The sequence below is a fragment of the Staphylococcus sp. AtDRG32 genome, from assembly GCF_004365845.1.
In the GTDB taxonomy this organism is placed as follows: domain Bacteria; phylum Bacillota; class Bacilli; order Staphylococcales; family Staphylococcaceae; genus Staphylococcus; species Staphylococcus hominis.
This window is the reverse complement of the sequence record NZ_SODE01000002.1, coordinates 280,225-304,932: the sequence shown is the minus strand read 5'-3', so window position 1 is coordinate 304,932 and position 24,708 is coordinate 280,225. Positions and strand designations below refer to the sequence as shown.

Annotated in this window: 22 protein-coding genes; 9 read left to right on the top strand and 13 right to left on the bottom strand. The window is 32.9% G+C overall.

Annotated elements, in window-relative coordinates:
- Positions 1–64: 64 nt before the first annotated feature.
- Positions 65–997, bottom strand: coding sequence for a 2-dehydropantoate 2-reductase (locus BDW25_RS05480; protein ID WP_071860261.1), 933 nt, complete (start codon positions 995–997; stop codon positions 65–67).
- Between the two features lie 253 nt (positions 998–1,250).
- Positions 1,251–2,651, bottom strand: coding sequence for an MFS transporter (locus BDW25_RS05475; RefSeq protein WP_002454889.1), 1,401 nt, complete (start codon positions 2,649–2,651; stop codon positions 1,251–1,253).
- A 264-nt stretch (positions 2,652–2,915) separates the two neighbouring features.
- Between BDW25_RS05475 and BDW25_RS05470 the strand changes: the two genes are divergently transcribed.
- The 4 genes from BDW25_RS05470 to lrgB all read left to right on the top strand — a co-directional run bounded on the left by BDW25_RS05470 (position 2,916) and on the right by lrgB (position 6,833).
- The gene (locus BDW25_RS05470; protein ID WP_133945060.1) at positions 2,916–4,670 is read left to right on the top strand and encodes a sensor histidine kinase; all 1,755 of its coding nucleotides are present in this window, start codon (positions 2,916–2,918) and stop codon (positions 4,668–4,670) included.
- A complete protein-coding gene (locus BDW25_RS05465; RefSeq protein ID WP_133945058.1) occupies positions 4,671–5,441 on the top strand; it encodes a response regulator transcription factor LytR in 771 nt (256 codons plus the stop codon).
- A gap of 235 nt (positions 5,442–5,676) precedes the next feature.
- Entirely contained in the window at positions 5,677–6,132 is a 456-nt protein-coding gene (gene lrgA / locus BDW25_RS05460; protein WP_002488774.1) for an antiholin-like murein hydrolase modulator LrgA, read from the top strand.
- Entirely contained in the window at positions 6,132–6,833 is a 702-nt protein-coding gene (lrgB, locus tag BDW25_RS05455; protein WP_002448343.1) for an antiholin-like protein LrgB, read from the top strand. The genes lrgA and lrgB overlap by 1 nt, the downstream gene beginning before the upstream one ends.
- A 63-nt stretch (positions 6,834–6,896) precedes the next feature.
- Here the strand turns inward: lrgB and BDW25_RS05450 are convergent, their stop codons facing one another.
- From BDW25_RS05450 to BDW25_RS05435, 4 genes are read right to left on the bottom strand one after another with little or no spacing between them, the layout of a single operon-like run.
- Positions 6,897–7,574, bottom strand: coding sequence for an ABC transporter permease (locus tag BDW25_RS05450; RefSeq protein WP_002448417.1), 678 nt, complete (start codon positions 7,572–7,574; stop codon positions 6,897–6,899).
- 2 nt (positions 7,575–7,576) lie between these two features.
- Positions 7,577–8,515, bottom strand: coding sequence for an osmoprotectant ABC transporter substrate-binding protein (locus tag BDW25_RS05445; protein ID WP_002448611.1), 939 nt, complete (start codon positions 8,513–8,515; stop codon positions 7,577–7,579).
- Positions 8,516–8,539: 24 nt separating this feature from the next.
- Entirely contained in the window at positions 8,540–9,175 is a 636-nt protein-coding gene (locus tag BDW25_RS05440; protein ID WP_002448427.1) for an ABC transporter permease, read from the bottom strand.
- Complete coding sequence (locus BDW25_RS05435; RefSeq protein WP_133945056.1) at positions 9,175–10,473, bottom strand: betaine/proline/choline family ABC transporter ATP-binding protein; 1,299 nt, start codon at positions 10,471–10,473, stop codon at positions 9,175–9,177. Before BDW25_RS05435 ends, BDW25_RS05440 begins: the two co-directional genes overlap by 1 nt.
- Before the next feature lie 446 nt (positions 10,474–10,919).
- Between BDW25_RS05435 and BDW25_RS05430 the strand changes: the two genes are divergently transcribed.
- From BDW25_RS05430 to BDW25_RS05420, 3 genes are all read left to right on the top strand, one after another.
- Positions 10,920–11,975 carry a 2,3-butanediol dehydrogenase gene (locus BDW25_RS05430; protein ID WP_002448606.1) on the top strand — a complete coding sequence of 352 codons (1,056 nt, stop codon included), beginning with the start codon at positions 10,920–10,922 and terminating at the stop codon, positions 11,973–11,975.
- 302 nt (positions 11,976–12,277) lie between these two features.
- Positions 12,278–13,921: an APC family permease gene (locus BDW25_RS05425; protein ID WP_049437279.1), complete on the top strand. Its 1,644-nt coding sequence runs from the start codon at positions 12,278–12,280 to the stop codon at positions 13,919–13,921.
- A gap of 101 nt (positions 13,922–14,022) precedes the next feature.
- Positions 14,023–15,372, top strand: a complete 1,350-nt coding sequence (locus tag BDW25_RS05420) for a carboxylesterase family protein (RefSeq protein WP_133945054.1) — start codon at positions 14,023–14,025, stop codon at positions 15,370–15,372.
- 48 nt (positions 15,373–15,420) lie between these two features.
- On the opposite strand, the gene BDW25_RS05415 is transcribed toward BDW25_RS05420, so the two are convergent.
- From BDW25_RS05415 to lnsB, 5 genes are all read right to left on the bottom strand, one after another.
- Positions 15,421–16,596: an MFS transporter gene (locus tag BDW25_RS05415; RefSeq protein WP_133945052.1), complete on the bottom strand. Its 1,176-nt coding sequence runs from the start codon at positions 16,594–16,596 to the stop codon at positions 15,421–15,423.
- Positions 16,597–16,727: 131 nt separating this feature from the next.
- Positions 16,728–17,504: an ABC transporter permease gene (locus tag BDW25_RS05410; RefSeq protein WP_133945050.1), complete on the bottom strand. Its 777-nt coding sequence runs from the start codon at positions 17,502–17,504 to the stop codon at positions 16,728–16,730.
- A complete protein-coding gene (locus tag BDW25_RS05405; protein WP_002448620.1) occupies positions 17,497–18,159 on the bottom strand; it encodes an ABC transporter ATP-binding protein in 663 nt (220 codons plus the stop codon). Before BDW25_RS05405 ends, BDW25_RS05410 begins: the two co-directional genes overlap by 8 nt.
- Positions 18,160–18,288: 129 nt before the next feature.
- Positions 18,289–19,098 carry a CPBP family intramembrane glutamic endopeptidase gene (locus BDW25_RS05400; RefSeq protein ID WP_133945048.1) on the bottom strand — a complete coding sequence of 270 codons (810 nt, stop codon included), beginning with the start codon at positions 19,096–19,098 and terminating at the stop codon, positions 18,289–18,291.
- A gap of 22 nt (positions 19,099–19,120) precedes the next feature.
- Positions 19,121–19,903, bottom strand: coding sequence for a CPBP family lipoprotein N-acylation protein LnsB (gene lnsB / locus BDW25_RS05395; protein WP_133945046.1), 783 nt, complete (start codon positions 19,901–19,903; stop codon positions 19,121–19,123).
- A 183-nt stretch (positions 19,904–20,086) separates the two neighbouring features.
- Between lnsB and BDW25_RS05390 the strand changes: the two genes are divergently transcribed.
- A complete protein-coding gene (locus BDW25_RS05390; protein WP_049432599.1) occupies positions 20,087–21,667 on the top strand; it encodes an FMN-binding glutamate synthase family protein in 1,581 nt (526 codons plus the stop codon).
- A 53-nt stretch (positions 21,668–21,720) separates the two neighbouring features.
- Here the strand turns inward: BDW25_RS05390 and BDW25_RS05385 are convergent, their stop codons facing one another.
- Positions 21,721–22,182, bottom strand: a complete 462-nt coding sequence (locus BDW25_RS05385) for a DUF1307 domain-containing protein (RefSeq protein ID WP_049432815.1) — start codon at positions 22,180–22,182, stop codon at positions 21,721–21,723.
- Positions 22,183–22,342: 160 nt separating this feature from the next.
- Here BDW25_RS05385 and BDW25_RS05380 point away from each other — a divergent pair, with 160 nt between their 5' ends.
- On the top strand, positions 22,343–23,419 hold the full coding sequence (locus tag BDW25_RS05380; RefSeq protein ID WP_133945044.1) for a M42 family metallopeptidase: 1,077 nt from the start codon (positions 22,343–22,345) through the stop codon (positions 23,417–23,419).
- 387 nt (positions 23,420–23,806) lie between these two features.
- Here BDW25_RS05380 and BDW25_RS05375 read toward each other — a convergent pair whose 3' ends face one another.
- Complete coding sequence (locus tag BDW25_RS05375; protein WP_002448573.1) at positions 23,807–24,625, bottom strand: SDR family oxidoreductase; 819 nt, start codon at positions 24,623–24,625, stop codon at positions 23,807–23,809.
- Positions 24,626–24,708 lie beyond the last annotated feature (83 nt).

Here is a 24,708-nt window from a genome sequence, read left to right as displayed (position 1 = left end):
TTACCCTTAATGATTACAAATTAAAAAGTGAGTTAATCACTTTTAACTCACTTTTGCACTCTATTTACTTAGCTTGACGTTGCTCTTCTTTGGCATGTACCATGTTCGCTACAAATTGATTAATTGGCGCATCGATATGATGTTCTGAACCTAAGCGAGCCACTGCTCCGTTAATGTAATCAATTTCAGTACGTCGATTATTATTAATCAAATCTTGATACATTGATGGGAAATGTGGACCTACTTTATCATTTAAATCGATAAGATAGTGATAGACTTCATCTGCATTTAAATGTACATCATCAACAGTAGCAACTTCTACTATCTCTTTAGTAATGTCATATACAAGTTTTCTTGCGTATTCACTTTCATTTAATGTTGATAAACGACATTCTAAAATGGTACATAGCGCATTTGCTGTACCATTTACACAAATCTTCTTCCAAATAGATTGTTGCAAGTCCTCACTTTTATGTGGATTAAGCTTTGCTTGTTCTAATAGATTATATATCACTTCAACATTATTCTGTCCCTCTGGCAAAAGAGAACCTATCTCTACTGGACCACTACCCATTAAATGAGTATGTCCAGGTGATTCTAATCCGGCCGTCCATGTAGTTACACCACGAACAATACGTGATTTATCTACATAATTTACAATACGGTCTTCATGTTTTAAACCATTCATTGTACACACCATAATTGTTGTATCATGAATATGTGGCTGGATATGTGTTAACATGCTCTCAAGTTGCATAGCTTTTGTAAATAAAAATACAATATCAAATTGAAGATCACTTGGTATTTCTGTATCTTGATACATAGGAATGTTTAAATGATAGTCTTCTCCATTTATATCAATATGTAAACCTTCATGTTTTACAGCTGTTGCTTGTGGCTCCCAACCATCAATGAGTGTAACATCATTACCTTGGCGATATAACATTGCACCGAAACCACTTCCCAACGCTCCTGAACCAGCAATTGCTATTTTCATAACATTCGACTCCTTCTTTTAATATTATTTTTAAAATACTACTTTAATAAAGTATCGTCAATAATATAAACAGAATATTCTAAATAATTTGATAAAATTAGAACTATTTTTATTTTTCAATAATTGATGTAGAAGTCATTATCACTCTGTATAAGGACTCATTATTATGTTTACATTTATTCTTTTATCAATAAAAAAATCTGAGGCACTCTAGCGCACCTCAGATTTAAATGGTATGAATATCCAGTTTTAATTAAGCACGTTTAGTTTTACTTGGAATTAAGAAGAAAATGACAAAGAAAGCAGTTAAAACGATGATGGCATTAAAGAGTACGCCCGCCAAACCTCCAAGTTCTAAATTCATTTTCGCTGCACAAACACCATAAATCGTACTTGATAAAGCTACACCAAATGCATTTCCTAATGATGAAGCCATTTTATACAATCCAGAGGCAACCCCCACTTTATCATCTGGCGCTTGATCAACTGCTGTATCTGTAGATGGTGTTGCATACATACCGAGCCCAATACCAAATAGTAGGTAACCAATAATACTTGAAATAATATAAAACAAATTAGGTAAGAAGGTTAGTGATAAAAGTAGTAACCCTAAAAATGTAGATCCACTACCTATGAGCAATGGCTTTTTAGCACCTAATTTTTGTAATAGTTTTTCACCTACACGAATCATTACAAGAACTGCTACTAAATAAGTGATAGAGATTAATCCTGCTTGTAATGAAGTGAAACCTAAATGACTTTGGTAGTATGTATTTACTACGATGAGCGTACCACCTGCTACTCCATTTAACATGAAATTTGAAAGTGTAGCACCACTATATCCTTTATTCTTAAATAAACTAAAATCAACAAGTGGGTTCTTAGTTTTAAATTCACGAAGAACAAAGAATATACCAGCAATTAAAAATATTCCAAATAATGATAGAATGACAGGTGATAATAATCCACGATCAGATGCTTGTGTTACCATCACATTGACACTTAATAATGTAATAACTAATAAAATCAAACCTATAACATCAAATTTTGAACCGCTATTGTCTGTATCAGTATCTGGTTCATTTTTTGTTTCTGGTGTGTGTTTAATTAAGAAAAATGAAAGTATCGACAAAGCAATAGAAATAATAAAAATCCATTGCCATCCTATTGTTGAAGCGATCAATCCACCGAACAATGAACATATTCCACTTCCGCCCCATGAACCAATAGACCAAAAACTTAATGCACGTTGTCTTTCTTTTCCTATGTAATATTCATTAATTATCGCAAGAGTTGATGGCATAATGAATGCACCTGATAAACCTTGCAAAGCACGTCCAATCAGTAATAACCATGGAACTGGTGTAATAATCAATAATAATGAACCAATGATATTTAAGCCTAGTCCCAAATAAGTCATTTTGACGCGACCAAATTTATCAGCAACATCTCCAGCACCTACAATAAACAAACCAGAAAATAAGGCAGATAAGCTCACTGCAATATTAATGGTACCCAAATCGGTATTAAATGATGATTGTAGTGTGGGCACAATATTAAGTAACGATTGCGCAAACAACCAAAATGTTAATACACTAATAATAATTCCAACGAGTAACCGATTATCTCCCTTAAATTCTTTTGAAGACTCCATTATAAAAAAATTCCTCCTACTTTGCCCAAAAACTATATAATTTTAAACTACATTAAAATTTTATCATAGCTTACTATAATGGGATATAAAAATCTTTTTTTCTTTTTAAATATTATTTTCCAAAATAAATTATCATTTATTATAAATTAAGTGCTAAGTATTTATAATTAAACATTTTAAACTATCAACTTTAAATTTTCCATACTATAATAAAAAGTGTAGTAAAACTTTTGAATTTTATTAATATACTTAATAGGTGCAAAAATGTTTAATTTATTTATTTTATTACTTGAACGTGTAGGCTTAATTATTATTATTGCTTACATTTTAATGAATATTAATCACTTCAAGACGATTATGAGTGCACGTGAAAAATTACGTGCTCAAATAGAACTCACCATTTTATTTTCATTATTCGCAATTATTTCTAACTTTACTGGAATTGAAATTGAGCATGGCAAAATTATTTCTAGTAATATTTACTATCATCTAAATAACGAAACGTCACTTGCGAATACACGAGTATTAACGATTGGAATGTCTGGTTTAATTGGTGGTCCTTTTGTGGCGATTATCGTTGGTATTATTTCGGGCTTATCACGAATCATCATTGGTGGAGCAAATGCTTATACTTACCTATTTTCATCAGTCATCATTGCCTTAATTTCTGGATTTTATGGATATCGCACCATGAGACATAATCGTTATCCAACTGTTTTAATAGGTGCAATGATTGGATTAATAAACGAAAGTATTCAGATGGCTTGTATTTTAATTTTTGCTGATGATGTTTCTAATGCTTGGTCATTGGTAAAATTTATTGCTTTACCGATGATATTAATTAATAGTATTGGAACTGCGTTATTTTTATCTATTATTCTGTCTACTTTAAAACAAGAAGAACAAACACGTGCAATTCAAACTCATGACGTCCTTGAATTAGCAAACAAAACACTACCTTATTTTCGTTCAGGATTAAATGAAAAATCTGCTCGTCCTGTAGCTGAAATTATACTGAGGCTAATGAAAGTATCTGCTGTGGCAATTACTAATAAAACCGATATTTTAACACACGTAGGTGCGGGTAGCGATCATCATGTCGCTAAAAAAGAAATTATTACTAATTTATCTAAAGAAGTCATACGCACAGGTCAATTAAAAGAAGCCAATTCAAAAGAGGACATTGGATGTAATAATCCGAATTGTCCGCTTCGAGAAGCTATCGTTGTACCCTTAATGACGCATGGAAATGTCGCAGGTACCTTAAAATTTTATTTTACAGACTATAGTCATATTACAACATCAACTAAACAACTTGCTCGAGGTTTAGCAGATATTTTTTCAAGCCAATTAGAACTGGGACTTGCCGAAACGCAAAGTAAATTATTACGGGATGCTGAAATTAAGTCTCTACAAGCTCAAGTTAATCCACACTTTTTCTTTAATGCGATTAATACCATTTCAGCACTTGTACGTATTGACAGTGAAAAAGCACGCAAGTTACTTTTACAATTGAGCCAATTTTTCAGATCAAACTTACAAGGTGCGCGCAATAGTACGATTACTTTAGAAAAAGAATTACAACAAGTCAAAGCATATTTATCATTAGAACAAGCACGTTTTCCAGATCGATTTACAATTAAATATCATATTGATGATGCCTATAAACAAGTGTTAATTCCACCATTTATCATTCAAATTTTGGTGGAAAATGCAATTAAACACGCATTCAAACATCGTCGAAAAGATAACATCGTTTGTGTAGACGTTCAATACAAAGAAGCCTCATTAAAAATATCAGTTAGTGATAATGGACATGGTATAGCGCCTGAAAAATTACCCTCACTTGGACAAATCAGTGTGGCTTCAGAAACTGGAACTGGCAGTGCATTAGAAAACTTAAATCGCCGTCTCACTGGTTTATATGGTTCTAATGCAAAGTTACACTTTGATACATCTAATCATGGAACAACAGTATCCTGTATGATTCCATACCATTTAATAAAGGAGGAACGTTAAATGAGGACACTTATTGTTGACGATGAGCCATTAGCACGTAATGAATTACATTACTTATTAAATGAAATATCTAGTTTCGAAATAATCGATGAAGCTGAAAATATTGAAGAAACTCTAGAAAAACTACTCTGTCATACCTATGATTTAGTGTTTTTAGATATTAATTTAATGGATGAAAATGGGATTGATTTAGCTCATAAAATTCGAAAAATGAAACACCCCCCTTATATCATTTTTGCTACGGCACATGATACGTTTGCAGTAAAGGCATTTGAATTAGATGCAGTTGATTATATATTAAAACCTTTTGAATTAGAACGGATTGAACAAGCAGTTCAAAAAGTAAAACGATTATTAAACGCTAAACAACAGGTTCAAACATTGTCTGACCCTATTCACTCTCCACAATCACAAACGAGTACTTCTTCTTATAATAATAATCAAAGTGTACTTCCTATCGAAGTGGATGAACGTATTTATGTCATTAATTTAGACGATATTGTTGCGATTTCTGTGAACAACGGAATTTCGACTATTACGACTTTTAAAAAAACATATGAAACGACAGAACCACTCAATTATTATGAGAAGAAATTACCTAAGCAATTGTTTATAAAAATTCATAGAGCTACAATTATTAATAAGCAGTATATCGAAAGTGTCGAACACTGGTTTAATTATACGTATCAAGTGACAATGACAACGAATGTTAAATTTCAAGTTAGTCGTTCATTTATGAAATCATTCAAACAAGAAATTGGTCTTGTTTAATATCTATTCTAAGTTAGCTTTTAACCTAACGCTTCATATGATCAAGTGTTAGATTAAAAGCTTTTTTAATGACCTCATAGCTTATTTGTTGTTCTATAAACACTTTCTGATTTTCAACTGGGAAATACTGCAACTCACCTATTAATTTTCGTAACTCACTTCTAAATTCAACTCAAGAAAGCGTTTTCATTTTATACTACCATCAAGAGAAAAGAAAAAGAGGGAGAGTATCAATATGGCGAAAAACAATTCAACTACCGCTAATACTCAGAGAGATAAGAAAGCAGGTAAAACTTACAATTTCTTTATCCAAGTATTAACTATTGTTGCTGTATTATTTGTTTCAAAAATTATTGAATCATTTATTCCGTTTCCAATGCCTGCATCGGTAATCGGACTCGTATTATTATTTATTTTATTAAGTGCAGGAGTCGTAAAATTACGTCAAGTAGAGGGTGTGGGGACCGCTCTAACAAATAATATCGGCTTCTTATTCGTACCAGCCGGTGTATCAGTTATTAATTCGTTACCACTTTTAAGTCAACATCCAATTTTAATTATTCTATTAATTATTATTTCAACATTATTATTATTAGTCAGTGTGGGCTATGTATCACAATTATTTGTAACAAAAACATTATTCCCTACTGAAGAACAAAATGAAAAAACACGACTTAAGGAGGAAAACTAATGGCTGATCACTTAGGTATTACAACACCTTATTTTGGTATTTTAGTCTCATTAATTCCATATATTATTGCACAATATTTCTATAAAAAAACAAATGGCTTTTTCCTACTGGCACCTTTATTTGTAGCGATGGTGGCAGGAATTGTCTTTTTAAAAGTAACAGGTATTAGTTATGATAACTATAAAATTGGTGGAGATATTATCAACTTCTTCTTAGAAGCTGCAACAATTAGTTTCGCGATTCCACTTTATAAAAAACGTCAAGTACTTAGAAAGTATTGGTTACAAATTTTTGGTGGTATTGCTGTGGGTACACTAGTAGCTTTAATCTTAATCTATTTAGTTGCAACATTATTCCACTTAGGTGATCAAATTAGTGCGTCTATGTTACCTCAAGCTGCAACAACTGCGATTGCCTTACCAGTATCTGACGGTATCGGTGGTGTAAAAGAATTAACATCATTAGCAGTTATCCTTAACGCTGTCGTTATTTCAGCATTAGGTGGAAAAATTGTAAAAATGTTTAAAATTTCAAATCCAATTGCACGTGGTTTAGCTCTTGGTACAAGTGGACACACACTTGGTGTTGCCGCTGCTAAAGAACTAGGAGAAACAGAAGAATCAATGGGAAGTATTGCAGTAGTAATTGTAGGTGTGATTATTGTTGTAATCGTACCACCACTTGCTTCACTATTATTCTAATAAAAAAAGCGTTGCTGACGAACTAAGTAACAACTTAGTCATCGTCTAAGCAACGCTTTTAATTTATCTTAAACTTTGTACTTGTTTACTAGAACGATGTGTGGGATCTAATTTTTTCTCTAATAAACGTAGACCAATATCAATTAAAATCGCAATTAATGCAATTGGAATCGCACCTGCAAGAATAAAGACTGTACCATCAGTAGAATTCGTTCCACGAATAATAATGTCCCCTAGCGTCGGTGCACCAATAAATGAACCAATAGCAACAATTCCTATTGCTACAACAAGTGCAATACGAATACCACCGATGATTACAGATAGCGATAGTGGAAGCTCAATCATACGCATAACTTGGTTATTAGTCATTCCCATACCTTTACCTGCGTCTTTAATATTGTAGTCAACTTCTGTAATACCTGTGTAGGTGTTTTTTATGATCGGTAGCAAGGCATATAAAAATACTGCAAATACAACTGTTGATGGACCGAGTCCTAACGCCAACATAAGTATGGCAAGCATTGCAATAGCTGGCACAGTTTGAATAATATTAGCAATAGTAATCACTGGCCATGCTATTTTTGAATAACGCGCAATTAAAATACCAATTGGAATGCCAATAATACAGGCAAACAATACTCCATATATAGACATTAATAAATGTTTAAAAAAGAGTTCCATCAGATAGCCAAAATTCAAAGTGTAATATTCATAAAGCGAACTTAACACATTCCCTTTCACTGTTATTGACCACCTTTCTTATCTTCAAAATAGTTATGTTTTTTAACAAATTCTTCTGCAATGACGGCTGGTTCTTTTCCCTTTCCATCTGCTTCATAATTCAGTTTTTGCATTTCTTTTGTACTTACTGTATCTTCTAATTTTGTCAATGCTTTATCAATTTCAGGATGCTCTTTAATTAATTCTTCTGTAACTAATGGACTGCCATCATATGGAGGGAAAAAGCTACGGTCATCTTTTAAAATTTTCAAATTATATGCCGCAATACGGCCGTCTGTGGAGTAACCAACAGCAACATCTAATTTTTTGTTTTTAAGTGCATCATACACTAAACCAATTTGCATTGGACGTGCACTTTTGAACTTAAAACCATAGTCTTTTTGGAAAGCTGGATATCCATCTCCAGCACGGTTCATCCATTGCGTATCCATACCTAAACTTAATTCATCTTTATATTTTTTTAAATCTGATACTTTTTCTAAATGATATTTATCAGCAACTTCTTGTGTGACCATAAATGCATATGTGTTTTCAAATCCAAAAGAATTATAATATTTTTGGTCATATTTCTCTTTAAATAATCGCTGCGACTCATCCATTGCTTTTTTAGTATCCTTTGTGGGTGGTGCATCGAGTACACTAGTCAATTCTGTACCTGTGTAACGAACTGCTGACATATTAGCATCTCCACGCATAAGTGCATTATGTTGAATAATACTTGAACCTAAATTGCCAATAATTGAAGGCTTAACTTCTCCATTTGTATAATGCTCAATCATTAATTTTTCAATATTTGCCATAATCTTGGTTTCACTAGTTTCAGTTGATGTGATTTTCACACTGTCTTTCGAATTACTGTCACCTAAACCGGGTAACCCGCATCCAGATAATACTACGAGAGACAATGCAAGAACGATAAATATATATTTAATATTTTTCATAGCTGTTCATTCCTCCCTTTTAAACTATCTAGATACTTTAAGTCCTTTAGGCACAGCCCATTTTTCAACTAAAGATAATAAGAAATCAATAAGTAGTGCTAGACACGTTACTAAAATAGCGGCACTAATGATCATTGGCGGTTCATATAAGTTTAATCCATTAAATACTAAATCACCTAAACCACCTGCACCAATGTAACTCGCAAGTGTAGCCCAACTAATGACATACACACTTGATAAACGTATACCACTAATAATTAATGGCAAGGCAAGGGGTAATTCCACATCTTTCATTAATTGAAGTTTTGTCATCCCCATACTTGTTCCAGCTTCAATAATGTTTTTATCAATATTTTGAACGCCTAATACTGTATTATTTAAGATAGGTAATAATACATAGATAAATAAAGCTACAATTGCTGGTGTCTTGCCTACACCAAAAATTGGAATCATAAGCGCTAAAATGGCAAGTGTTGGTACCGTTTGAAGTACACCTGCAATAGTCAATACAACATTCGCCGTACGTTTTGTTTTTGATAATAAAATACCAAGTGGTACAGCTACGACAATAGCAATAAGTAACGAAATAATAGAAATATAGAAATGTTCTATCGTTTTCGATACGAGTTCTTCTCCGTATTGTGCAAAAAAGTCTCTCATTAACGATCCACTCCCGTATCATCCGTATGATGGGTATGTTCTCTATCTGTTCCGTTCATAATATCTTCATGATAACGTTGTGTACCTTGCGATGTTAAACGTTGTTGCGTTTCATTTTGACGTTCATTCTCTCGCTCAATTTCATTTGAATAGGTTTTAGAAGAGTGACTCGTTTCATTCTCTTCACCCCAAATGGAGTCATACACAATATCTACTAAGTTTGCTCGTGTAATCAGTCCAATTAATGTATGATGATCATCTACTACAGGCACATTACGTACATTACGCTTTAAAATAGTTCGTACTGAATCTTGTAGTTTTGAATCGATATGTACTTTATAAACATCACGCTGCATCGTATCAATTAATTCTTTACCTTGACGTAATCCTTGATTTATATCTTCAATATCTAAAAAACCTAAAAGACGATTTTTATTATTCACTACAAAAATAGTATCTATACGATGGTTTCTCATAATATTGACTGCATCATTAAGAGAATCGTCAGCTTGAATAGTAATTGGTTTGATCATTGCATCTTCAACCGTTCTCATGTTTGGTCGATCTTGAATCAGTCTATTTTGTCCAATAAATTCTCTAACAAAATCATTTGCTGGATATCTTAAAACATTGTCCGGTGTATCATATTGAACGATCTGGCCTTTCGACATAATACAAATTTTGTCTGCTAGCTTAATCGCTTCATCCATATCATGAGTTACAAAAATAAACGTTTTTCCTAACTTTTTTTGTAAATCTTTAACTAAATCTTGTAACGTATCTCTAGTTATAGGATCTAATGCACCGAACGGTTCGTCCATCAAAATAATGTCTTGTTCTGCTGCAAGCGCTCTAACTACACCAATACGTTGTTGTTGTCCACCCGACAGTTCAGACGGATAACGATCTAAATAATCCTCAGGTAAATCGACTAATTTAATCAACTCTTTTGCTTTAGCATCTTTCTTTTCTTTAGACCATTTTAAAAGTTTTGGAACGAGCACAATATTTTCTCTGATAGTCATATGTGGCATTAATCCAATTTGTTGAATCACGTATCCAATACTACGACGTAATTCTACTGGATTCATGCTACGTACATCTTTACCATTCATTTCAATTGAACCCTCTGTAGGTTCAATCATGCGATTAATCATTCTTAATGCTGTTGTTTTACCACTACCACTTGTTCCAATAAATGCAACAAATTCTCCAGCTTCAATATTTAAAGAAATATTATCGACTGCTTTCTTATTTCCAGAATAAATTTTAGTAAGGTTCTTTATACTAAGCGTCATAGGATGTCCCCTTCTATCGTATTAATGATGGAAAATTTTAAATACAAAAAAGCCAAAGTATTCTATTTTTGATTGTCTCAATCAAGAACCATATGGCCATTGCGTAATAAAGTTTTAAAAAATTGAATTTTAATAGAAATCGTTAAAATTCCACCACCTATACTTATATACCCTTTATAATTTTTTGAAACATTATTTATACGTAATAATTAATTTTTTTACCTAATTATTTTTTTAAATTTTTAATTTTAATATTCCTTATATACAACTATTCATTGTAGAAAGTACATTCTAACCTTTTTATATTGTCTACAATTAAAATTCGCAAAATTGTCAAATTATTCTAAAGTGTGTAACAATTCGTTTATATATATTTGAATTTCTGAGTTACTCGTATTAATCTATAATTGTAAAGTGTTTTTATTATGAAAGGGATGTTATATATCATGAAAGCAGCAGTATGGTATGGTCAAAAAGATGTTCGCGTTGAAGATCGTGAACCAAAAGAATTAAAAGATAACGAGGTAAAAGTTAAAGTATCTTGGGCTGGTATTTGTGGTACTGACTTACACGAATATTTAGAAGGTCCAGTATTTATTTCAACTGACAAACCTGATCCATTCTTAGGTCAAAAAGCACCTGTAACTTTAGGACATGAATTCTCAGGTATCGTTGAAGAAGTGGGGAAAGACGTTACAAAATATAAAAAAGGCGACCGTGTCGTTGTAAACCCAACTGTTTCTGCACGTGAAAAAGAAGAAAATTTAGATTTATATGATGGGTATACATTCATCGGATTGGGTTCAGATGGTGGTTTCGCTGAATTTACTAATGCACCTGAAGACAATGTGTATCACTTACCTGAAAATGTGTCTGCTCAAGAAGGTGCATTAGTTGAACCAACAGCAGTAGCAGTGCAAGCTGTTAAAGAAGGTAACCTATTATTTGGTGATACAGTGGCTATCTTTGGTGCAGGTCCAATTGGTTTATTAACAGTCGTTGCAGCTAAAGCAGCTGGTGCTAGTAAAATCTTTGTATTTGATTTATCAGAAGAACGTTTAGCTAAAGCTAAAGAAGTGGGCGCAACTCACGTTGTAAACTCTGGTCATACTGATCCACTAGAATTCGTAAACGAACATACTGAAAACGGTGTAGATGTAACCTTTGAAGTAGCTGGTGTTGGCGTAACATTAGCACAATCTGTAAAAGTAACACGCCCAAGAGGTAGTGTTGTCATTGTTTCAATCTTTGCACACGAAGTTAACTTTGATCCAATGTTATTGACAAACTCTGGTGTTAAATTAACGTCTACTATTGCTTATACACCAACTACATTCCAACAAACAATTGATTTAATCGCAAATGGCAGCTTAGATGTTAAGAGCGTTGTAACAGATAAAATTGAATTAGCTGACATCGTTGAATCAGGATTCAATCAATTAGTGAATGATAAATCACAAGCTAAAATCCTAGTTAAATTAAATGGTGACCAAAAATATTAATTAAATGTTTTAACCCTGTAAAGAAGTTTTCCTTCTTTATAGGGTTTTTTTGTATTATTTCAAGTCATACGATTCTGTGCCTATCATCTATCTTTTTATTTATCTCTCATTCCCTTTCTACATCGGTTTCACTACATACTTTTTCATAACATTATCATCATTATATTATAGAAAAAATTTAATAAACTCCTTTTAATAATATTTTGAAATCTCTTAAATATTTAGTTTGACTAATTAAATGATAAGCGTATAATTATATCGTGTTTTTTTATAAAAAATAAAATAAATTAAAAGGAGTATTTATGGGAAAGAATAAAAGCGATAATAAAATTAGCCTAACGCAACTTGTGTTACTCGGTTTAGGTTCGTTAATTGGTTCTGGTTGGCTCTTTGGAGCATGGGAAGCATCTTCAGTAGCTGGACCAGCAGCCATTATCTCATGGGTCATAGGCTTCATAGTTATTGGAACGATTTCTTATAACTATATTGAAATAGGAACAATGTTTCCACAATCCGGTGGAATGAGTAACTATGCTCAATATACACATGGGTCATTACTTGGCTTCATTGCTGCATGGGCAAATTGGGTATCACTCGTAACGATTATTCCAATTGAAGCAGTATCTGCAGTCCAATATATAAGCTCTTGGCCTTGGGACTGGGCTAAGCCAACTCAGGCATTGATGCATAATGGTTCTGTAAGTACAATTGGTTTATTTGTTGTTTACATTATCATCATTGTCTTTTCATTATTAAATTATTGGTCTGTAAAATTATTAACATCATTTACAAGTTTAATTTCTGTATTTAAATTAGGTGTGCCACTCCTAACAATTATTATGTTAACGATCTCAGGGTTTGATGCAGGAAACTATGGTCATTCCTTGAATACATTTATGCCATATGGTAGTGCACCTATCTTTGCAGCAACAACAACATCAGGTATTATCTTCTCATTTAATGCATTCCAAACGATCATTAATATGGGCTCAGAAATTAAAAATCCTGAGAAAAACATTGCACGTGGTATCGGCATTTCACTAACATTAAGTGCAATTTTATATATTATCTTACAAAGTACATTTATCACTTCAATGCCACAATCAATGATTCATTCACATGGTTGGCACGGTATTAACTTTAATTCACCATTTGCAGACATGGCAATTTTATTAAGTATTAATTGGTTAGCCATTTTACTTTATATTGAAGCCGTAGTATCTCCATTTGGTACTGGTGTATCATTTGTAGCCATTACTGGTCGCGTATTAAGCGCTATGGAAAAAAATGGTCATATTCCTAAATTCTTAGGAAAAATTAATTCAAAATATAATATTCCACGTGTTGCGATTGCATTTAATGCTGTCATGAGTATTATCATGGTAACGTTATTCCGCGATTGGGGGGTACTTGCAGCTGTTATTTCAACTGCAACATTAGTAGCCTATCTTACAGGTCCTACTACCGTTATTGCGTTACGTAAAATGGGACCTAAATTGCATCGTCCCTTCCGTGGTAAATTATTAAAAATCATGGCACCTTTATCATTCGTATTAGCATCACTGGCCATTTATTGGGCAATGTGGCCTACTACAGCAGAAGTTATTTTAATTATTATTTTAGGTTTACCAATTTACTTCTTCTATGAATATAAAATGAATTGGAAAAATACTAAAAAGCAAATTGGCGGTAGCTTATGGATTATTGTCTATCTTATTTTATTAGCTGCTATGTCATTTATAGGTAGTAAAGAATTTAAAGGTATGAACTGGATTCACTACCCATATGACTTTATTGCTATTATTGTGTTGTCCCTCATTTTTTATAAAATTGGTTCTTCAAGTCACTTCAATAGTATTTACTTCAAACGTGCTAAGAAAATCAATAAAAAAATGAAAGATGGCTCACCAGAAGAAGCTGAAGCAGCTGCTAAAGGTAACGAATAATCATTCAAACGTCTGAAACAAGTTAGAGAATAGTCTCATCTTGCTTCAGACGTTTTTTTTAATGTTATATTAGATATAAGATAAGTATGGAGATGATACTGTTGACTTTAATTAAAACACATGGCGGAGATATTAAAGGCTATACTAAAGGGAAAATTAATTACTTTCTCGGGATTCCTTATGCTAATCAACCCATCAATGAACATCGATTTAAACACTCGAAATGCTTAAAAACTTGGGAAAAGATCATTGAAGCAACATCATTTAAATCTATACCACCACAACCACATAACAAACTCGAAACCTTCTTCTCATCACATGCTCAATTATTTAATCAAAGTGAAGACTGTTTATATTTAAATATTTGGTGTCAAAATAATCAATATAAAAATAAGCCTGTCATTATCTATTTTTATGGTGGTGGCTTTGTGAACGGACATGGTTCTCAGGAACTTTATACACCAGAACATATAGTTGCACAACATGATGTCATTGTCATTACGTTTAATTATCGTTTAGGTGCTTTAGGGTTTTTAGACTGGTCTTACTTCAATAGCGATTATAATAAAAACAATGGTTTGTCTGATCAAATTAATGCACTCAAATGGGTACATACGTTTATTAACTATTTCGGTGGAGATTCAAACAATATAACATTAATGGGACAGTCTGCTGGCAGTATGAGTATTATGGCATTAATGCAACGACCAGAATTAGATAAATACTATCATCAAGTGATGTTATTAAGTGGAACGCTACGTCTTGATTCTCATTTATTAGGACAAAAGAAAGCAGCCCATTTTGCCTATCTGAAAGATGCTTATTTTCCTAAAAAAAGAATGACTCACTTAACAACTTTAGATATATTATCATTAATGGCTTATGATGAAGCATCACGCGGAAAATCAAAAGGTCTTGAATTGATTTATGCACCTATTCAAGAGTCAAACATGTCTCGTCCTCTTTCTCAATTTACTAAACCGGTTGTTATAGGTACTACGAAAGAAGAAGGCAATATCTATATTCGTAATGAATCTAGAAAACTATCATCTGAGCGCTTTGTGGAAGTCATGAAATTAAATGATATACACCTTCACATTTCCCAAGCTCAAACTGGTAAAGACCAAGCCCGTATGGTGACAACTCATTATTTCGAAACACCTGCAATTTCATTTTTAAATCAACTTGACAACAATCCCCATTGTTGGAAATTACGTTTTGATTGGTGCCTTTCTAATGCATCACCGTTTCAATCTGCTTATCATATTTTAGATTTAGTGTTTTGGTTTGGAAAATTAGAGATTTTAAAAGCGCATGGTGTGAACTCATTAGAACATGAACGTCATCTCAGTAAACACATGATAGATGATTTAATCTATTTTGCGACATACCACACTATGCCGTGGCCATCTTATTCTCCTCAAACACCTTATTGTTATATATATAAATAAAAAGAAGCGGAACAATGAACTCAAAATGAATTCTGTTCCACTTCCTCCTTAATTTCTCATATAAGACATATTTTTTAAACTTAAGACAATAATAAGACCCATAGCTCCAACCATCGCGCTCACAATCGTGACTGCTTGAACAGAGATATTTGAAACAACGAGTCCTCCAATAATGCCTCCAAATCCTATTCCCGCATTCAGACTCGACATATTCCAACTCATCACTTGACTCGTATCACCTTCAACATGTTCAATCATACCACTTTGAATTGCTGGATTGGTACTCCACTGTACAATATTCCATATAAACAATCCAATTAATAATAGGGTAACAGTATGCAAAATAAGATTCATTATCAACATCATAACTATAAAAATAGAAAAGGCAATGATTAGCCAACGTTTACTGCTAAGTTTATCTGCTAATATGCCACCTAACGACGTACCAATCACTCCTGCAATCCCATTCACTAATAACGCCAATGATACAAATCCCATTTGATGACCATGATTCAAAATAAGAGGATTAATATAAACAAATGTCACAGAATTTGCTACTAAAATTAAAAAAGTAATTGCTAAATATTTGACTACCTCCACCGGTCTTAAAATTTTAGATGTATTTAGCTGTTTATTTGAAGTTGAACCCCATTGACGTTGAACTTGATTTAATTCTGATGTTGATGGTAAATACACCATCATCAGTACACCGACTATCACACTCACAATAATAATAAATAAGAACGTAAATCTCCAACCTATTGCATCTCCAATCATCGTACCGATCGGGACGCCAAATACGTTAGCCCCACTAAATCCAGTATAAACGACACCAATCATTTTTCCTCTGTTTTTAGGTATCGTTAACATCGCTGTTAAAGCTAAGACTTTAACGATAATGAGTGACGCTGCTGCTGAAGATAAGATACGTCCAATCACTAAAATAGTAAAGTTAGGCGCCATCGCAATCATGGCATTTCCAATAATAAATGCAACGAGTGTCCATAATAAGACCGGTCGTGCTGCAAAGCGATTTGTAAGCTTAACAAGTATGGGGCCACAAATAGCAAATGTTAATGCATATAAAGTCACAAGCTGACCAATAATCGCTTCAGAGACACCGAGATCTCCACTCATTAAATTCATAATTCCTGCAACCATCATCTCAACCATACCGACGATAAACACACTAATAATGAAGGTTGCCACTCGCATGACAGACATGCATAGAACTCCTTTCTTTCTATATTTTGGTATAAAAAAACAGTTACGCAATGGTAACCTTTATCATTCGTAACTGTTTCATTATATAATAATTTCTTAAACTTTTGTGCGAAAAAATGTGTCATTGAGATTTAGTTATTGTCTTTTATATTCGTTGTACGTGCTACGAGTTGATGACGTGCATTAAAGAATTGACCATAACTTAAATACGTTGCAATCAATGCAGACATAATCGTTGCAGCAGTATGAATAAATACAACAAGTAATTGGAATTTGATGGCTTGTAATGGTGCCATACCTCCAATAATTAATCCTGTCATCATACCCGGAATAGACACTAACCCATATGTTTTTACAGAATCGATTGTTGGAACAATCGCCAAACGAATACTTTCACGAATCGCCCCTTTAGATGCAAGCTTTGGCGTTGCTGCTAATGTTAACTTAGATTCAATATCATCTACATCTCGAACGAACGCACGATCTAAATTTTGATATGCCAAATTAATGGCAATTAAACCATTATTTGCAAGCATACCACCGATAGGAATGACATCATTTGCTTTAAAATCGATGGCACCAGCAAGCACTGTACATGCTAATGGAATTGCTGTTGATATAAATATAGAAACAAAAGAAATCCAAAACACATGATGCATAACAGGCGATGCACGATGAATTGTATTCCAAGAAGCGTTAATAATAATGACTAATACTGCAATCAATAATATCCATACTTGATCAATTTTAAAAATATATTCTAATATCAATCCTAAAATTAATAATTGAACCACCGCTCTAATCGAAGCGACGACTAAATCTTTGATAATATGTAAGCCTTCTTTATATGAAATAATAATAGGAATTAATAATAATAATGCTGTTAAACAAAGCGCTGTATTACTCATTATGACTTAACACCTCCTCATTTGTAATCTGACCATCTTTAATAGTAATTCTTCTTTGGAAGTTTCTCATACTTTGATCATTACTATGCGTAATCCATAATATAGCGACACCTTCATCTGCTAATTTAAAGATAATATCTTCAATTTTTTCTTTATTTTGCGTATCAAGTGCACTCGTTGATTCATCTAGGAGTAATATCTCTGGTTGATACATTAACTGGCGTGCAATAGCAATACGTTGACGTTCTCCACCAGACATATGTTCTACTTTTGAATCTAGACTATAGTTTGACAAGCCGACTTTATTAAGTAAATCATTCGCTTTATCTTCATCAAATTGATCATGATGCGTTAATGCTGGGAAAGCCATATTATCTTCTACTGTCGTTCCAAATAATTCACTTTGTTGCATCATGTAACTAATTTTAGAACGTAATTCTTCAGGACTGTACTCATCATATGGTTTTCCTTTAAATAATAATTCTCCTTCAGTCGGACTAATTAAATTGTTGAGTTGCTTTAAGAATGTACTTTTTCCGCTTCCAGAAGGACCAACCACTGCAACGGTTTCACCTTGATCTAATTTAAAATTAATATTATTGAGTATCGTTCGTTGATCGGCTTTGTAGGTCAGATGTTTTACTTCTAATAACACAAGCACTTCCTCCTTATCTTTACTCTTTAATGGGATGACATATTCTTTTTTATCATAACAAAAAAAGAGGCAAAGTAATGAAATTCAATGTTACTATTTTTTGAATTTCAATGACTCTACCTCTTACCCTTAACCCCAAATGATACTCATCATAATCGCTATAAAAGAAACAAAGTTATTTATCATATGAAGGGTAATTGTCATCGCTAAATTTCGACCACTTAAGTGATATGCCACAACAAATCCTGTAGCCATAATTATATAAGGACCAACTTCAAATGGTGATGATGCACTTGTCATATGTAATCCTGCAAATCCGAGTACTGACACGACATACATCACACCATACGTTAATTTTTTACCTAACTCATGAATTAACAAATGTCTGAATAATAATTCTTCTACAACAGGTGTAATAATCACAATATCTAAAAATAAAACAGGCCAAAGCCAATTGATTTCAAACATTTTAATAATCATTTTGTTATTTTCTGTATCATCAAACTGATATTGTTTCGGTAAAAATTCTACTAAATAACCATATACACCTTGTAATACATAAAGGGCCACCATCACAATAATAATGAGTGGAATATATTTTTTTAAAGCTTTAAAACGTGAGATGGCAATAGGAATAATGGTTTTGCGATGCATTAAATAAAAGACTAATAATACAAGACATTGACCAATTAACGTAAAGACTTGCGCGTATCCTAAATAATATTTTGTAAATTTACTTTCCGATATATGACCACCTGTGATGCCTGAAATCATTGCCATCACAATAAATGTAAGAATCAATGGAAAAACAATATTCATGACTAAGTATGTAGGTATGAGCCAAAAATCACGTTTAACAATACGTTTTGAATCAAATTCATTTCTTATCGGTCGCTGTTCTGAGGTTTGGTAATATGTATCATTATGTTCCGAAGTCATATAACTCTCCTATTCTTTCTATTTAAACAAGCTTATCAATCATTGTAATAATAAATATGATGAATTGTACAGTACTATGATAAAGATAGGAGGCTACTAAATTTTCCCCACTTTTCATATATACCATCACTGCACCTATTGAAATAATCATGTAAGGGATGGCTTCCAATATTGAAATTAAATCATATACTTGAACAATAGTTTCTATTAACACACTAACAATCATCATTACTAAAAGATTAAATTTTTTACCTAATTCATGAATCAACAGATGACGAAATAGTAACTCATCAATTAAGGGGCGTAATAATACTACTGAAATAAAAGTGAATATCAGCGCACTTGGATGAATAAACAATCCTTCTAAACGACGTTGTGCTTGTGTGTCTACATAGCCAAAAGGATGCGGTAATATGTGTGCCAATGCATTAAAACCATAATATAACATCACACTAACCATTACGATGATGATCATAAATTTCAAATACTGATGAATCGCAATACGATATTGTCGTCGTACAACATTCGCAATATAAAACTTATGTAATGTGAAAAATAATCCTAACACAATAAATTGAGCAATCACAAAACTTAAACTTAGCATCACATTATATAAATAAGATGGCGGTGGTTGTTGGGTAACCATAGCCGTTACACCTAATACGCCAAAAACAATAATAATAGGCGTTAAAATTTGGAAAAAGATAAATAAAGGAATGAGTAGAAAATCCTTTTTTATTATTTTAGGACTACTCCATCGATTTTTTGATACCACTTGTGTAATCACATCTTTTTCTTTTTTCATATATCACCTCAACTATCTACGCATATAGTACTTTATCATTTAAACACATTATTGTCATAAGGGATTCTAAATTTTCCCTTATTTGATATTTAAAGATAAATATTAAATCTATTTATTTTTATTTGTAAATAAAATTTTTTGATGTAAGATTTACAGTATAAAGGGAATTGAGGGGGGATGGGCATGACAACATTACTTACTGTCATGCAATTTATAGTTAATATTCTTATTATGATGGTGTTACTTTCTATATTAATGGTTGGATTATTTCTTTTATTCAAAGATAAAAGACAAGAACAACATAGTGTGTTACGTAACTTTCCTGTATTAGGCAGAGTACGTTACTTTTCAGAGAAAATAGGACCAGAATTACGTCAATATTTATTTGCAAATGATACCGAAGGAAAACCATTTTCAAGAAATCAATATACTGATATCGTTTTAGCAAGTAAATATCATTCAAGAATGACTAGTTTTGGTACAGAAAAAATCTATGAAGAAGGCTTTTATATTCGAAACGCTATGTTTCCATTACAAAAATCAGAACTTCAAATTGATAACCATTCAATGATTTCAACATTTATTTATTCAATCGATAATGAACGATTGTTTAAGCGTGAAGAGCATCGTGAGAACAAACACATCGATCCTTATTATTTATCAGATGATCATGCAGTTATTATAGGCGAAGAATTAGCACATCCCTTTAAAATTAAACGTTTAGTAGGCCAATCTGGTATGAGTTATGGCTCATTAGGTGGTCGCGCGATCACTGCATTATCTCAAGGACTTGCACGTGCTGGCACATGGATGAATACAGGGGAAGGTGGATTATCTGAATATCATCTTAAAGGTGGCTGCGATATTATTTATCAAATTGGACCAGGTTTATTCGGCGTGAGAGATAAAGACGGTGGTTTTAGTGAAGAAGCTTTCTTAAATGTGGCAAACTATAAAGAAGTTAAAGCATTTGAAATTAAGCTTGCACAAGGTGCTAAGACACGTGGTGGTCATATGGAGGGCAATAAAGTTACAGAAGAAATTGCTAAAATTCGTCATATTGAACCCTATCAGACCGTCAACTCGCCTAACCGTTTCGATTTCATTAATAATCCGAAAGAATTATTAGAATTTGTAGCTAAGTTGCAAAAGCTCGGTCAGAAACCTGTAGGCTTTAAAATTGTTGTAAGCAGAGTTGATGAAGTTGAAGCCCTTGTTCAAGAAATGATTAACCTAGCTATTTATCCAAACTTTATTACTGTTGATGGTGGTGAAGGTGGAACTGGCGCAACATTCCAAGAATTACAAGATGGTGTTGGTCTCCCACTTTTTACTGCCCTTCCAATCGTTACTGGTGTTTTAGAACGCTATGATGCACGCAAATATGTGAAGATATTCGCATCTGGAAAACTTATTACACCTGATAAAGTAGCTATTGCACTTGGACTTGGTGCTGATTTATGTAATATTGCAAGAGGTATGATGATTAGTATTGGTTGCATTATGAGTCAACAATGTCATTTAAATACTTGTCCCGTTGGTGTCGCAACAACTGATCCTAAAAAAGAAAAAGCTTTAATTGTTGAAGAAAAGCAATATCGTGTCACAAACTATGTGACGAGTTTACATGAAGGATTATTTAATGTTGCAGCTGCAGTAGGTGTTAAAAGCCCAAACGAAATTACAGAAGATCATATTGTGATTAAAAGAAAAAATGGACATATTGAAGATATCGCAAGTTATAAATTAAAACTTATTCAATAGTCAACAAAAAAGTGAGACAATCCATCTAAGCCAATGGTTGTCTCACTTTTATATTATTCTTCATTCATATTGCTTTTTTTCTGGAATCCAATTTTTTTAAGTTCTTTGACCGTACCGTCCATTGTTACTTTTTTATAGTTTTTAGAATAATGTGCTAATGCAAAGTAACGACTAACGTCTTTTAAATTTGCTTTGTTATAATCAATATCTATATTTTCAACTATTTTTTGATGCTTACTACTTAGCGTATATGTTACACCCTTTTTCCCTTTTAATGGACGATGGTCTTTAAAAGATGTTTTACCTTCTTGTTTAGACATTCCGAGGTCATCATATTTTAACGTACTGACAGTTGATTGTTTAATCACTTTATTATTTTTATAAGTTAATGTTGTAAGAACATGCTTACCATCAATATCACCTTCGTATGTTTTTGAACGTGATTGAGTACAAGCTCCTAATATACTCACACTTAACACTAACAACGCAAATAATGTTAAGACTTTTTTCATCATACTCATCTACTTCCCCATATTTAATTTTACACAAATTATATCACTTACTAACTATGAATAGGATACATTTAATTTACATAGATATGATAAACTATTTTTCATAAAATTCATTTTATCCATGCTACAATACACTTAACAACATTTTAGGAGGACTCATTGTATGAAAGAATCTATCGAATTACTAAAAACATTAACAGATGTTAATGGTATCGCTGGTTATGAATACCAAGTTAAAGAAAAAATGCGAGACTATTTAACACCGATTAGTGATGAGATTATCGAAGATGGTTTGGGTGGTATCTTTGGTAAAAAGGAAAGTAAAACGGGATCTAAATCATTAATGTTAGCTGGTCATTTAGATGAAATTGGATTCATCGTCACTAAAATTGACAATAATGGGTTTATTAAATTCCAACCTATTGGCAGTTGGTGGAGCCAAGTGATGTTATCTCAAAAAGTAACCATCACTACTGACGATGGTAAAGAAATACGAGGTATTATTGGTTCTAAACCTCCACATGTACTTGAACCAGAAGCACGTAAAAAGTCTATCGATATTAAAGACATGTTTATTGATATTGGTGTTAGAAGTAAAGCAGATGCTGAACAATACGGTATTGAAATCGGAAATATGATTACGCCTTATAGTGAGTTTGAACAACTTGCAAATGGTAAATATTTAACTGCCAAAGCATTTGATAATCGATACGGTTGTGCACTTGCTATTGATGTACTTAACAATCTTAAAGATGAATCGATTGGTATTAATTTATATGCAGGTGGCACTGTACAAGAAGAAGTAGGTTTACGTGGCGCTAAAGTCGCAGCAAATAAAATCAACCCTGATTTAGCTATCGCAGTTGACGTTGCAGTCGCATACGATACACCTGGAATGGCACAATATGGTAGTGATACAGCCATTGGTGACGGTCCAGTCATTATTTTAATGGATGCTTCAAATGTGGCACATCAAGGCTTACGTCAACATATTAAAGAAGTAGCAAAAAAACATTATATTACGGTTCAATGGGATACCACACCACGCGGTGGTACAGATGCTGGTAGTATCCATGTTGCTAACGATGGTATTCCAACAATTGCCATTGGTGTAGCATTACGCTATATGCACTCAAATGTATCTGTTCTCCATACAGATGATTATGAAAATTCAGTACGATTAATCACTGAAATTGTACGTTCTTTAAATGACCAAACATATCATCAAATCAAATGGTAATTTGAATATTGAAATATTACATCTACTTATGTTAATATCATATTAACGAGTATTAACGTCATAACGATAAGAACCCCTAGTCTATTGCCCTAGACTAGGGGTTCTTTGTGTATTGGATTATCTGCCGTCTTTTTTATTCTTATATTGTTCAAACCAATAATCAAACAATATATTGAGCCACCTATTTAATATAGGTGCGATAACGAGTACAAATATTAACGTCATAACTTCACCCCCTTTAAACGTACGACCGTCTAAGGGAAAGACGACAACAACATTATAACATTTTTATAAAATATGGTAATTTATATAAATACATAAAAAGCAAGAGACAGCTTCACATTGAAGCCATCTCTCACATTTAAACGCTAATATATCTATTATGATTTATTCTACAGAATGTTTCCATTTATCTTCACTTAACATTTCACCAGGCCAAGTGTATGCCATCACACCGCCATCAATACGAATCGTTTCACCTGTAATAAATGAACTATCATCTGATGCTAGGAAAGCAACCAATTTACCTACTTCTTCAGGTTGTCCTAAACGACCAAGTGGAGTGACCCATTTCTGATTATCACGGAACGTTTTACCCGCTTCATCTTCAGATGTACCAGCTAAATGATCTACAAGCGGTGTTTCAATGGTACCTGGTGCAATCGCATTCGCACGAATATTTTCACGTCCATATTCAATCGCAATCGATTTAGTGAAATTGATGACGCCACCTTTAGCGGCATTATAACCAGAACGATACAAGTCTGCTGCTTGTCCTGAGAATGAAGCTGTATTAATGATTGAACCACCATTATCCAACATTAATGGTAATAAGAATTTCGTTACTAAGAACGTCCCTCTCATATCAACAGACATAATTTTATCAAATACTTCAACTGGATATTCATGAATACGTCCTGCCCCATTATCTACACCTGCATTGTTGAAGATAATGTCAATATGACCATAGTCTTGTTTAACTTTCTCAGCAAAATCTTTCACTTGTTGATCTTGAGAGATATCAACTTTATAAGCTGTCGCTTTACCGCCTTCTTGATTAATATCATCTACAGTTTTTTCTAATTCATCTGAAATATCAAGTGCTAAGACATGTGCCCCTTCTTTAGCTAACACTTTTGCTGATGCTTGTCCAATACCTGTACTTGCACCTGTGATGACTGCAATTTTATCTTCTAAACGTTTCATCTTGTCACACTCCTAGTGAACTTGTTTTCTAATACAACCTTATTGTTCCACTAAACAGTTTAGATTAAACGTTATACTAAAAA